At 36.9% G+C, this 13631-nt stretch carries 10 protein-coding genes; 2 read left to right on the top strand and 8 right to left on the bottom strand.

The genetic code is table 11. The annotated features are described in order from the left end of the window. Positions 1 to 27: 27 nt before the first annotated feature. From L1999_RS24475 to L1999_RS24500, 6 genes are all read right to left on the bottom strand, one after another. Entirely contained in the window at positions 28 to 1419 is a 1392-nt protein-coding gene (locus tag L1999_RS24475; protein ID WP_235740901.1) for a glycoside hydrolase family 1 protein, read from the bottom strand. 282 nt (positions 1420 to 1701) lie between these two features. Continuing rightward, positions 1702 to 3033 (bottom strand): cellulase family glycosylhydrolase, encoded by a 1332-nt coding sequence (locus L1999_RS24480; protein WP_235740902.1) that lies wholly within the window; start codon positions 3031 to 3033, stop codon positions 1702 to 1704. A gap of 51 nt (positions 3034 to 3084) precedes the next feature. Beyond that, positions 3085 to 4221, bottom strand: coding sequence for a GDSL-type esterase/lipase family protein (locus L1999_RS24485; RefSeq protein WP_235740903.1), 1137 nt, complete (start codon positions 4219 to 4221; stop codon positions 3085 to 3087). Positions 4222 to 4347: 126 nt separating this feature from the next. After that, positions 4348 to 5616, bottom strand: a complete 1269-nt coding sequence (locus L1999_RS24490) for an ABC transporter substrate-binding protein (RefSeq protein ID WP_235740904.1) — start codon at positions 5614 to 5616, stop codon at positions 4348 to 4350. Between the two features lie 98 nt (positions 5617 to 5714). Next, on the bottom strand, positions 5715 to 6599 hold the full coding sequence (locus L1999_RS24495; RefSeq protein ID WP_235740905.1) for a carbohydrate ABC transporter permease: 885 nt from the start codon (positions 6597 to 6599) through the stop codon (positions 5715 to 5717). 21 nt (positions 6600 to 6620) lie between these two features. Further along, positions 6621 to 7505 carry a carbohydrate ABC transporter permease gene (locus L1999_RS24500; RefSeq protein WP_235740906.1) on the bottom strand — a complete coding sequence of 295 codons (885 nt, stop codon included), beginning with the start codon at positions 7503 to 7505 and terminating at the stop codon, positions 6621 to 6623. A gap of 722 nt (positions 7506 to 8227) precedes the next feature. Here L1999_RS24500 and L1999_RS24505 point away from each other — a divergent pair. Next, a complete protein-coding gene (locus L1999_RS24505) occupies positions 8228 to 10462 on the top strand; it encodes an alpha-galactosidase (protein WP_235740907.1) in 2235 nt (744 codons plus the stop codon). 36 nt (positions 10463 to 10498) lie between these two features. Beyond that, positions 10499 to 11437: an ROK family protein gene (locus L1999_RS24510; RefSeq protein ID WP_235740908.1), complete on the top strand. Its 939-nt coding sequence runs from the start codon at positions 10499 to 10501 to the stop codon at positions 11435 to 11437. A gap of 29 nt (positions 11438 to 11466) precedes the next feature. Here the strand turns inward: L1999_RS24510 and L1999_RS24515 are convergent, their stop codons facing one another. Then, positions 11467 to 12477 carry a LacI family DNA-binding transcriptional regulator gene (locus L1999_RS24515; RefSeq protein ID WP_235740909.1) on the bottom strand — a complete coding sequence of 337 codons (1011 nt, stop codon included), beginning with the start codon at positions 12475 to 12477 and terminating at the stop codon, positions 11467 to 11469. Between the two features lie 181 nt (positions 12478 to 12658). Then, entirely contained in the window at positions 12659 to 13627 is a 969-nt protein-coding gene (locus tag L1999_RS24520) for an acetylxylan esterase (protein WP_235740910.1), read from the bottom strand. Between the last annotated feature and the right edge of the window lie 4 nt (positions 13628 to 13631).

The following is a 13631-nucleotide window of genomic DNA, read 5'->3' on the forward strand; positions in this document are numbered from 1 at the left end:
GGTCCCTAAGATTACTCCAGCATCCTATTATTTTAGAGAAACACTTTCCTTAGATTCTAAATCTTGTCCGTTCGTAGAAATCACTTTCTTAAACCAATCAAAACTCTTTTTCTTATATCTCTTTAAATCTCTCATATCGGTTTCACCGCGGTTAACAAAGATGAATCCGTAACGCTTCTCAAATTGACCGCCGGAGCTGATTAAATCAGTTGACCCCCATGTAAGGTAACCAATTACATCTACGCCCTCTTCCATCGCCATTTTCATTTGCTTGATATGTTCGCTTAGGTATTCAATCCGATAATCGTCTTCAACCGTATTGTTTTCGTTTAACTTCTCGCGGACACCAATTCCATTTTCAGTGATAAAAATAGGCAATCTATAGCGCGCATACATATCTTTTAAACATACCCTTAAGCCGATTGGATCGATTGCCCACCCCCACTCATTTGTCTTTAAGTTTGGATTAGGAGTCATCCCAGAAATAAGCCATTTACCATCTGCTTTTTCTGCACTAACTGTCTGACTTTGATAGTAGCTGATGCTTAAATAATCAACTGTATTTTCTTTCAATAATTCAGCATCGCCTTCTTCAAATACTGGCATAATGCCTTTTCTTTCAAGTTCCTTTGTCACATACGTTGGATATTCCCCATGGGCAAATACATCAAAATAGAAATCGACTAACAATTCTTTTGCTTTCATATTCGCAATCGCATCTTCAGGCTTGCATGTATTTGGATACGTTACTTGATAAGTAACCATCCCAGCCATTTGCCCTTCTTGTACTAGTTCATGAAGGGCCTTTACTGCCTTAGCATGTGCCACAAATGCATTGTGAGTCACTTGATATCTCAACGCTTCTTCATTTTCGGCACCATCTAGTTTTACACCCCAAAACTGAGGATTCGTTAATACTAAATTTTGCTCATTAAAGGTTAACCAGTATTTCACCTTATGTCCGTAGCGCTTAAATACCGTTCTTGCATAGCGATCAAATAAATCTACCACTTCTCTTGAAGCGAAACCATTGTATTTTTCAGCTAATGCCAACGGTAAGTCGAAATGGTAAAGAGTAATGACTGGCTGGATGCCACTAGCTAACATTTCATCAAATAGATCATCATAGAATTGTAAACCTTCTTCGTTTACTTCCCCTTCACCATCTGGGAAAATTCTTGACCAAGAAATACTTGTCCGGTATGCATTAAAGCCCATCTCTTGAAAAAGAGAAATATCTTCCTTATAGCGATGATAAAAATCGACTGCTGTTGTCCAATCCGATTGACCTTTCTTTACAGGACGGGCATCGACGATGGAAGGACCCTTTCCTCCTTCATTCCAAGCACCCTCTGTTTGAAAAGATGTTACAGCGCCACCCCATAAAAATCCTTCTGGTATTACATTTTTCTTTTCCATTTTTGTTACCCCTCTCAGCATTTAATTTTTTTCTATCAAATTCATCAACAAAACTAACTTTAACGTAACGCTCTAATGGATCGGCTCAAGTGGTTTATTCATTTTTAAGCAAAGATGGGATTGTTCTTAATGAGCTTAATATGTTTCTAAAACGCTTCCACGTTCTATTATAAATCTTATTTTAAATTTGTCTATTCGTTTTTAATGAAAAGTATAGACATTTAGTCAAAATGACTACAATATTTGAATTACGTACTATTATCCATATTAGCTGATATACCTTTACTTACTACTTACTTTATTATCTACCGCTTCGACATTGGAGGGTACAGATGGACCCGCTTGATTCAGAGCTTTGATTCTATAAAAATATCGGCATTCACCTGGAGGAGTATCTTTAAAAGGTACATATGGGATAGAATCTTCTAGCATATTGTCTGAAATGACCTCCCACGGCCCCTCGGGTTGTTCAGCTCGTTCAAGAATATACTTTTCAGCACCAGCTGCGCCTCTCCATTTAATCATTTCAGGAGACTCAATCGGTAAAAGTATTGGCGCGTCCGGTTCATCAACTTCAGGTATTGGACTGTTTCTAATTCGATAGGCAGACTCTCTTAAAAATTGAAGTTTTTCTCTTTCACCCGTGACTTCTCTAGAAGGAAACCCAGGCCAGTTGAAACAAGGATTATTAGGCTCACTAGGTTCACCATGATAATAAAATCCACCATCTTTACTATGGTAACGAAGGCTCCAAAGGAGAGCCCCAGCCATTCCTTTTTCTATTCCCGTTTCTAGCACTTCCTTTACTATTTGGGTATCCTTATGATTAAATTCCCCAATGATAAACGGCTTTTTCCCTTTAGCTAGTTCCACATCTGCGGTAACCCGGCCAACGATGTCATGTCCACGATCGACATAATAGTGATTTGAAACTATATCAACATTGGGATTATCTAATGAAGCTTCTGATATCCCATATTTACCGTCAATAATGAGATGATTTTTATCTAGACTTCCAATATAGTCCGTGATTTCTGCTGTCCATGAATCAGGACAATCATCTAATTCATTGCCTGTTTCCCAGGCCATAATAGCTTTATCCTCTTTATATGGGACGCCAGTGTATGAATTTTTGCGATTGATAACATAATGAAGCAGTTGTTTAAAGTCTTCAATTAATTCTCGATCTGTCCAAAATTCAGTTGCTGATTTCCCCCTTAATGCAGCAAAGTGCTTGATACCGCCAAACCAATCCCAATAATCAATAAAGGGAATAATCAGTCTTACATTATGTTTGTTGGCCAGTTCAATTACCTTATCCAAATCCTGAAATAGATCTTCATCAAATTGTCCTGGACCGTAGATATGTGCTTTTCCACTTTCCCCTGGACGAATTCCGCCTTTAATGGAAAACGTATACGTCCTTGTGACCTGTCCTCCCATTAAATGGATGGTTTTCAAAGCATCCTCCACTTCCCATGGATCAATACGATGCCAGTTTGGTAATGGATCTTCATTAATATGAAGATTGGGTATATTAATAGAAACAAAGCGAAACTCATCTTGGCCATTGAACAACTTATCTTCTTTTCGGGTTATAAAATGTTCCACCATTTCCTCCTACAGATAGAAACAACTTACAGGTTGCTCCTTATTCATATGAAATTAAAAAATATCCAAATCTATGAAATCAGACATTGCTTTAGCGCCCTGTTTACTAGGATGCAAATGATCACCTGAATCATAATCTGGTAAAAGTTCGTTCTTTTTTTCAGGATTCTGTGTTGCCGCATCAAAATCGATCACACCATCAAATTTTCCGGACGTTCTGATCCAGTGGTTGACTGCCTGCCGTTTTTCTTCCTCTAAAGAAGTATTCCCTGCATATCCGCCAAACGGCATAATCGTGGCCCCCAATATTTTCATATTGCTTTCATGTGCCCATTGGATGTATTTATGTAGACCATTAATAATTTCTTCCGCCTTAACCGATTTTGAAATCGGATGCGGACCGCAGGAATGAATGATGTCATTTACACCATGTAAAACAACAATATACTTAGCGCCCGTTTGGTGGACGACATCTTTCCGAAATCGTTGGATTCCGGCAGTACCATACTGAAGGGATTCCGGACTATCATTTAATACCTTGTTTCCGCCGATAGCTTGACGTAATACCCCGATTTTCTTACCCGCTTTTACTAAACGCTCTGCTAAATATCCTGGCCAATCCATAGCAGTAATGGAATCCCCAAAAGTTACTACAGATGAGTATTCCTCACCATTTAAAACATCAACACCTGTTAATAACGGTAAAGCTGGTTGATTATCCGCCTCTTTAGCAATCGGAAATATAGAAGAATCCGTATAATCCCCCTCTACAGAGGTAAAACACTGGCTGCTTCCTAAAAACGCAGTTGAAATTTTAGTTTTTCCAGAAAAAAACAGACTAATAGAAATAGACCCTAAATCCACTGTTTTTATGTCTACCTCATCACTCAAAACAACTTCCTGATTGGGCATGATCATGATAGCTGGCTCTCCATTAAACGTAACCACACGATTTGTGCCCTCTGCAATATCACTATCTTTTTTGGATAAGGCAACCGATACCCCTGATAAAAATATTGGTTGATGGCCAAATCGATTCGAAAATTTTAACCTGATTTTGGTACCACCAATGGAAAGTTTAATTCTTGCTCTGAGTGTTTGGTTATTAAGGTAAAGCGGTGCCTTATTAAAGTCCACGGGGCTAACACTCCAAGACCCTACCCATTTTGGTGTAATCTCTAAATTCTCCAATTTTATCCTCCATTTAATTTTTGGCCGTATCAATTTATGATGTGTTTTCTTCACCAGTAAATCCATCTTCACAAGAATCTAGGGAAAAGGGTACCTGTTTGAGACCCAACAAGTACCCTTCATTCATTATTTCAAGTTATAATCTCTACGAACTTGATCTGCGAATTTCTTTAATTCTTTAGCAGGATCTAAGTTTTTTAAATTAATATTATCTGTTACCGGAACAAACTTTGAATCAATCTCCGAATATGCTGGAATGTATGGAGCAGTCATGACAGTCTTTCCTTCTGACAAAATATTAGCTAATGACTTTGCGTTTTCTGGAGCATTAGCCATAGTTGTAATCTGGTCAGCATTACGTTTTACAGTAGGAACAGCTGAGATAATCTTCGCTTGAATATCTTGACCTTTACCAGTTGTTAAGAATTGTAATAATTTGTAAGCCTCTTCTGGATGCTTAGTACTCTTTCCAATTCCAATTGGTAGATAGGCCGCAGGTGAAATGTTTCCGGCTTTACCAGCAGGAACCGGTACAATATCCCACTTAAACTTAACGTTTTTATTATATTCAGCCCAATCCCATGGACCTGTAATCTTCATAGCTGCCTTACCAGTCATGAATAGGTTAGTCATACCTTGTGATTGTGCACTAGTTGGCTGTACATGATATTTGTTAATTAAATCACGAGCAAATTTAACTGCTTCAATCGTTTCAGGTGAGTCGATAATGACCTTTTTACCATCTTGACTTACAAGTCCACCGCCATTTGACGTTAGTAGAAGACTTAAATAAAAGTTTTCAATCCCAAATTGAGTTGTTTTTCCATTTTCAACCTTTGTTAATTTCTTTGCAGCATCTAGGAAATCATCCCAAGTCCAGTCATCCTTTGGATATGGTACGCCTGCTGCATCAAACATATCTTTGTTATAACCAATCATTTGTGTAGAAGCATCACGGATTAAGGCATATTGTTTGCCATCAACTTGTCCTAATTCAAGAACATTTGGCATATATTCATCTTTATTAATTTTTCTATCCGATAAATCCATTAAAACACCTTTTGAAACAAATTGACCCATAGCAGAAGGCTGAAGCCATACTAAATCAGGCTGATCTCCACCGGCAGACATGGTTAAAAATTTGTCATTGTACTTATCATATGGTGCATAAACTGGCTTTACTTTGATACCAGGGTTTTCTTTTTCAAATGCTTTAAAGATTTCACCTTCCAGTTTCGTTCCTTCTGGGTTATTGTTCCATGTTAAGATTCGAAGTGTTACATCTTCGGAATTGCCACTTGCAGAATCTGACTTGGAGCCGCATCCTGTTAAGAAAACGGATAGTGCAAAAACAAGAGATAAAAGCAAAATTCCTAATCCTTTTTTGTTCCTCATGTCATTGTTACCCCCTAGGTAATTTAAAAATATGTTAATCAGAAAAAATGAATTAGTATATTTCATTTTTCCAAAGTGAAACCAAAGTGTAGAAATCTTTAACCTTTACCACCTGTGGTAGCAATACCCTGGATAAAGTACTTTTGGCCTACAAAGAATAGGATGATTAACGGTAAGATAATGAGTACACTTGCAGCCATCATAGGTCCCCATGAGATGATTAAGGCACCTTTAAATTGCAGAATTCCTAAAGCGAGCGTATACATTGAATCATCATTTAGGTAAACTAAAGGCCCCAGGAAATCATTCCAAGTCCACATAAAGCTTAATAAAGCAACCGTTATAACGGCTGGAACTGATAATGGTAAGATAATTCTCCAGAAGATCCCGAATGTCCCGCACCCATCCAAAAAGGCTGATTCTTCCAATTCTTTTGGTATGGTTTTAAAGAATTGACGCAGCATGAAAATGAAGTATGCGTTTCCAAAAAAGGCAGGAACAATTAGAGGTAAAAACGTATTAACCCACCCAAGCTTAGAAAAAATCATATAGACTGGAATCATGGTTACTTGAGGTGGCAGCATCATTGTTGCTAGCAGTAAAATAAACCATACATCTCTACCTTTCGCCTTAATCCGGGCAAACCCATAGGCTACTAGGGTAGAGGATAGAACAGTTCCAAGAACGGTTAATAGTGTAACTATAATCGAATTCCAATAGTACCTCCCAAAATTAACCATTGTAAAAACATCTTTATAGTTTGAAAACTTCCATGTTTCAGGAATAATAGTTGGCGGGAAACTTAATGCTTCACTCTCCGGCTTTAACGATGTTCCAAGTAACCATAGGAATGGAAAGATAAATACAATCGATAAGCCAATTAACAGAGCATAAGTTACAATTCTTTCAATAATTCTCCCTTTTTTGATACTTCTCTCTTTTTTCACTTTTACTTTCGGGTTTACTTTGGCAGCTAATTCCATCCTTATTCCTCCCTCCTGCAATTACTCATCGAACTCGTAGTAAACTTTCTTACCAAATACTTTAAATTGAATGACAGTGAAGATTAAGATAATAATGAACAAGATCCATGCAAGGGCGGAAGCATATCCCATCTTAAAGAATTTAAAGGCATCTTGATAGAGATAGAACACATAGAAAAGTGATTTATAGTTTGGTCCACCATTCCCGCTGCTGACTACATATGCCTGCGTGAATACTTGAAATGAGCCAATAAGACCCATAATTAAGTTAAAGAAGATAACGTTTGAAGTCATTGGTACAGTAACATTCCAGAATTTTCTGAGTTTTCCTGCCCCATCTAATTCTGCTGCTTCATATAAACTAACTGGGACACCTTGGAGACCAGCGAGGTAGATAACCATTCCTCCACCTGCACCCCAAAGACTCATAATAATTAATGATGGTTTTACCATTTCTTCACTTAATAACCAATTAGAAGTCGGTAAATGGAAGAATTCTAAAATAGCGTTTGCAATACCAAAGTCAGGTTGGAAGATTAATATCCATAAAAGGGAACTAGCTACTGTTGGCACCAATGATGGCAGATAAAATATGGTTCTAAATACTCCCATAAATTTCACTTTGCTATTTAATAACACAGCTAACAAATACCCAACTACCAAACCAAGAGGAACACCTAAAACGGTATAAAACAATGTATTCCATAACGATTGCCAGAATAATGGGTCATCTGTGAATATCTTCTTGTAGTTTTCTATTCCTACCCAATTGGCTGTTCCAAGTCCTGAATAATCAGTAAAGGACATGTATAAAGAGTAAATCATTGGTCCAGCTGTAAAGATAAAGAAACCGATTAACCACGGTAATATGAACATATAGAATAGAAATGTTCGTGATTTATTCATCTTCCGCCCTCACTTTCCTGTGTTTTTCATTACACTAAACATATTCTGTAAACCTTTTCATTTGTGATAAAAAAAATAAATCCTCCTCTCTTAATTTAGTAAGTTATTAATTCAGCTGTAATAAAGGTTTGCTATATGTAAAGCAACCTTGTTACACCTATTAGAATATAAAAATAAAATGTAAGAAGGTTAAGCGTTGAAAGCCTTGCCAACTTTAATTTTATCTTAACTCCATTTTTAGTTTTTAGCAACTTGTTTTTAAAGTTATTTTAACTAAATATTACTTTAATAATTAAGTAACTTACTTTGTGTTTTCATTATAAACTCCTTTCCATTTAAATGTCTATACTTTTAAATGGAATTTTTTTAAAAATTTACTCTTTTACTTAATCTCACATTCCTTTTCAACTTTCTATTAAATTCAGCCTTAGATATTAAACATTTCAACAATTGAATTACTAGATCAATATCTTCCTTAGTAAATAAGAAAAGTTTATTTATTACCCAAAGTTATTAATGTTTACAAATAACTAATCGATTACCTTATTTTTTTAAAAAATACATTGTAATAGATTCATTAAATTGCTAAAATTTTAACTAACAGACAAGTAATATGCCAAGGTTAAGCTTGATTTATTTAGGTTTTGTCACAAAGTGTAAGGGACTCCATAACTTAATTCCTTTAAAGTTCTTTAGTACATTATTTTATAGAGGTGAAAAAATTGACAATTAAGGTAAATACAGAAACTAGAGAATTTCATTTATTTAACAATCAAGTTAGTTACATTTTTAGAGTGCTCGAAAAGAGCATCCAATTAGAACATTTGTATTTTGGTCAGAAAATACAACACCGTGAATCATTTAAACACTTAATTGAAAGAGAGATACGTCCTTCTTGCAATATGTTTGAAGGTGATCATACATCATCACTTGAACATATAAAGCAAGAATATCCAAGCTTTGGAACAACGGACTATCGGCAGCCTGCCCACATGATTACAAGTAGTATCGGCAGTCATATTACGAACTATCAATATGAAAGTTATCAAATTATTCCGGGTAAGCCTGCCCTCGTTAACTTACCAGCAACCTATTCGGAAGACAACACGGAAGCCGAAACATTAGAAGTTACTTTAATAGATGAAGTTTTACAAAGTAAATTAATTTTAAGTTATACCATTTTTTCTGAGCGGAATGTGATTTGCAGGAATGCTAGATTTGTAAATGAAGGGAAAGATTCCTTCTATATAAACAACGCTATGAGTACGAGTGTCGATTTTCCAGATGATCAATTTGAAATGCTGCATCTTTACGGAGCATGGGCACGTGAAGCGCATGTCGAGGTTCAACCATTATCTAAAGGAATCCAATCCATCTATAGTGCAAGAGGAGCAAGCAGCCATGCACATAATCCCTTTTTAGCCTTAAAAAGATTAGACACATCTGAACATACAGGGGAAGTATATGGATTCAGTCTTGTTTATAGCGGTAATTTCTTAGGACAGGTCGAGGTTGATACCTATAGTGTCACCCGTGTAACCATGGGTATTAACCCGTTCCAATTTAGGTGGAAACTAAAACCAAACCAAACCTTCCAAACCCCTGAATGCGTGATGGTCTATTCAAACGAAGGGTTGAACGGAATGAGTCAAACCTACCATGATTTATATCGAACACGTTTAGCCCGGGGATATTGGCGTGATAAGGAACGCCCAATTTTAATTAACAACTGGGAAGCTACTTATTTTCATTTTAATGAAGAAAAAATCTTATCCATCGCAAAAACAGCTAGAGATCTCGGAATTGAACTATTCGTTTTAGATGATGGCTGGTTTGGGAAACGAAATGATGATACAAGTTCTCTAGGAGATTGGTTTGAGGATAGAGACAAACTGCCAAATGGGATTCAAGGGTTATCTGAAAAGATTGATGCCTTAGGTATGAAATTCGGACTTTGGTTTGAACCTGAAATGGTTTGCAAGGATACAAAGCTGTTTAAAGAACACCCTGAGTGGATTATTGCGACACCGAACCGCCGGCCATCCCATGGACGTAACCAGTTTATTTTAGACTTTTCTAGAGAAGAGGTCGTCGATCATATCTTTTCTTTAATGGATACTATCTTAGAAAAATCAAAGATATCTTATATCAAGTGGGATATGAACCGCTATATGACGGAAACCTATTCACAAAGCTTAGATTACGATCAGCAAGGAGAGGTAGCCCATCGCTATATCCTTGGTGTATACAAACTATACGAGAGACTAATAGAGAAATATCCAGAAATCCTGTTTGAGTCTTGTGCAGGCGGCGGTGCCCGCTTTGATCCAGGCTTACTCTATTATGCTCCACAGGCTTGGGCAAGTGATGACACAGACGCAGTTGAGAGATTAAAAATCCAATACGGAACATCAATGGTTTATCCACTAAGCTCAATAGGCAGCCATATTTCTGCTGTACCAAACCATCAAGTAAGCAGAATAACATCAATGGAAACTAGAGCAAATGTTGCTTATTTTGGTACCTTTGGATATGAGCTTGACATTACCAAACTAAGTGAAGAAGACAAGACTAAAGTACAGGCACAAACCTCATTTTTCAAGGAAAAAAGGCAGCTTGTTCGGAATGGTCATTTTTATCGCTTACTAAATCCATTTGAATCCAATGAAGTTTCCTGGATGGTGGTATCACAAGACAAAAAGGAAGCGATGGTCGGTTATTACAAAGTTTTAGCAAAACCAAATGACAAATACTATCGTATTAAATTAAAGGGACTGGATCCTAGTAAACTTTACGCAATTGAAGGAAAAGACACAACACACTACGGTGATGAACTAATGAATATTGGAATTGTCCTGGCTGAAGATTATACCGATCGTGCTGGTGAGTACTGGAGCCGAGAAAAATCAGGTGATTTCTCTTCTAAACTTTTCCTATTAAAAGAGGCCAATGCATAAACTAAACTATCGTTTGGAATAAGGAGAGAGCAATCAATGAGAAACTACATGGTATTTGATGTTGGAGGAACAAACGTTAAATATGCGGTCATAAATGAAAATGGAGACTTCCTAACCAAGGGCGATTTTCCATCATCCCCGTATGATTTTGACAAATTTCATTCTGACATTGTTTCAGTTACATTGGAAAATAAAGAAAAATACAATGTTACTGGGCTTGCATTTAGCTGTCCTGGCGGAGTTGATAGTGAGACAGGGATCATAGGCGGCGCAAGTGCTCTTCCCTGTATACATGGGCCAAATTTCAAAGAAATTTTTGGCGGGTCTACAGGCTTACCAGTTGAAATTGAAAATGATGCGAACAGTGCTGCACTAGGGGAAGTGTGGAAAGGTGCTGCAAAAGATAATCAAAATGTGATGTTTACGATTATTGGAACTGGAATAGGCGGAGCTGTCATAAAAGATCGGAAAATCCATAAAGGGGCCAATTTGCATGGCGGAGAAATTGGCTATATGGTTGTAAACGTTGAAAATGATAATGGCCAGTATACTTTTCGCACCTGGAGCCATGTAGCAGCAACAGGTGCCCTAGTGAAAGATGTGGCGAAAGTAAAAGGTGTTGCAGCATCAGAATTAAACGGTAAAATGATTTTCGAAGCAGCTGAAGCTGGTGATCAAGACTGTATAGATTCGATTGAGAAATTCTATCTTTATTTGGCACAGGGCATCTACAATATTCAGTATGTATATGATCCCGAGAAAGTCATTCTCGGCGGCGCAATAAGCAGCCGGACTGATTTAATTGAAAGAATTAATGAAAAGCTTGACATTATCTTAGATTCCATTGAGATTGCAAAGGTACGTCCAGTCATTGAAATATGTCATTTCAAAAATGATGCGAATCTACTTGGTGCATTGTTTCATTACTTACAGCGTCAAGAAGAACAGATTGCCAATAGCGTTTCCATCATTTAAACAAAATAAAACAAGGCAGATGCCTTGTTTTATTTTGCTATATTTTTGACTGAACCTCTGTAAATAATGTTTCCCTTTACAAATGTTCTGCCGTATTTTTTATTGGGATTTTTTAACTTTTCCATGATAAACTTAACCGAAACCTTTGACATTTCTTCGATATCAACTGCAACCGTGGTTAAAGAAGGTTCAGTTAAGGTAGCAAAGATCGAATTATCAAAACCTACGACCGAACAATCCTCCGGTACATTTATACCTCTCTTTTGCAGCTCGTTAATAAGGTTATAGGCCACCTCATCATTATTACATACAAAAGCTGTAGGCATATCTTTAGGAAATTCAATGTCGATATAAGATCCACGTTCATCTCTATCTTTAATGATATATTCATTTTTAAGGTCAATTCGATGCTCTAGCAGTGATTTATAATACCCAAGGAATCGGTCTTGGATACTGCTGGTTGCATGAACATCCCCGACAAAAGCGATTTCCCTATGACCATTACGGATTAAATAATTTGTAACTTCATACATTCCATAGAAATTGTCCGTCAATACCGAATCAATTTCGTTTTGATCTGTATAAAAGTCCAAAAAGACAGCTGGAATATCTATTTTTTGAATTTCTTCTACATAATGCTTATTTACTTGACCAAGAAAAATAAGACCATCTACCTTTTTCTCGGTGTAAATTCTTGGCAAGACAAGCTGATTCTCATCATCATGACTTAATATGTGCAGGATTCCTGAATAATGGTAGCTTTCCAGGACCCTTGATAATAATTGATAAAATTGCAGATAAAATGAAGTAGTAGTGCCAGAAAAACGTTCGTGTATAACAATCCCCAAATTATAGGATAATCCTTCTTTCATAGACTTTGCATGAGTATTAAATCGATAACCCATTTCTTCTGCGACCACTTTTATTTTCTGTTTTAGTTCTTCACTAACTCCTTCTTTATCATTAAGCGCCTTCGAAATGGTAACACTGCTGACTCCTAATTTTTCTGCTATGTCACGCATTGTAACATTGCTTTTCACAAAAATTCCTCCGATTCGCATTTTACATAGTTCATTTACTTTAGAATAACTTTTTATTATGGTAATAGTAAATAGAATATTAATTACAAATATACCTCTTTTTTTAGAAAACAGAAAGAACCCTCCTTTTTAGGGAGTAACAAAACTTCCATCAAGGAACGGTTCCATCTGATCATAAACTTTATTTATCTAAAAGCTCAGAAAAATACGAGTGGACTTTATCACTAAAGGTACGAAGGTGTTCATGTCCATATTCATAAAAAACCATGATTTGTTTAGGTGATTGAATTTTATTATAGGCAGCAAACTGGGTTGACGGCGGACAAATATTATCCTCCATACCAACAGCCCATAAAACTTGTGATTTTACTCGATCTGCAAGATGTTGAATATCAATATACCCAAGCTTATTAAAAACTTCCTCTTCTCGTTCATGATTTGGGTCAATAAACTTGAAATAATAGTGTATCTCCTCATAAGCAGAATTGGAGATATCTAAATCCCATGCCCTTCTATAATCTGATAGGAAAGGGTACACTGCTACTGTTTTCTTGATTCTAGGCTCTAAAGCAGAGCAAACAATAGATAAAGCCCCACCTTGTGAAGCCCCATAGACCCCTACTCTGTCAGCATCCACATGTTCCATAGAAAATAGTATTCTGGCAGCTTGTATCGTATCTAAGAAAACATTTCGATAATAAAGCTTTTCAGGATTTTCTTCTTCAATTCCGCGGATAATATGCCCCTTTAGGGTTGTTCCTCTTACCTGGTTATTATCTACTGATAACCCACCCTGTCCACGACAATCCATCGCTAAGATTGTAAAACCTTCAGCTGCATAGCCAATCTTATCCACCCATTCCCCACTGCTTACATGGTAGCCATGGAACCAAACAAGTCCTGGACCCTGTCCAACTTGATTCTTCGGCCTCACGAGCTGACAATGAATTCTTGCTCCGCCAACCCCTGTAAAATAGAGATCATAGCAGTCTGCTACTCTACTAGTAAAGTTTGCAGGGATTAATTCATAATCCATCGGTTGTTCGCTTAACTCTTGGAGCCCCTTATCCCAAAACTCATCAAAGTCCTTTGGTTTCGGATTAATTCCCTTGTATTCCTTTAATTCATGTAAAGGCATGTCGAATTTCACTACT

Origin of the sequence: Neobacillus drentensis (assembly GCF_021560175.1) — a bacterium.
GTDB classification, from domain to species: Bacteria; Bacillota; Bacilli; order Bacillales; family Cytobacillaceae; genus Neobacillus; species Neobacillus drentensis_A.

Bases quoted from the DNA above. Each gene is read 5' to 3' on its own strand.
- L1999_RS24475 (WP_235740901.1), bottom strand. From the start codon at position 1,419: ATGGAAAAGAAAAATGTAATACCAGAAGGATTTTTATGGGGTGGCGCT.
- L1999_RS24480 (WP_235740902.1), bottom strand. From the start codon at position 3,033: ATGGTGGAACATTTTATAACCCGAAAAGAAGATAAGTTGTTCAATGGC.
- L1999_RS24490 (WP_235740904.1), bottom strand. From the start codon at position 5,616: ATGAGGAACAAAAAAGGATTAGGAATTTTGCTTTTATCTCTTGTTTTT.
- L1999_RS24495 (WP_235740905.1), bottom strand. From the start codon at position 6,599: ATGGAATTAGCTGCCAAAGTAAACCCGAAAGTAAAAGTGAAAAAAGAG.
- L1999_RS24500 (WP_235740906.1), bottom strand. From the start codon at position 7,505: ATGAATAAATCACGAACATTTCTATTCTATATGTTCATATTACCGTGG.
- L1999_RS24510 (WP_235740908.1), top strand. From the start codon at position 10,499: ATGAGAAACTACATGGTATTTGATGTTGGAGGAACAAACGTTAAATAT.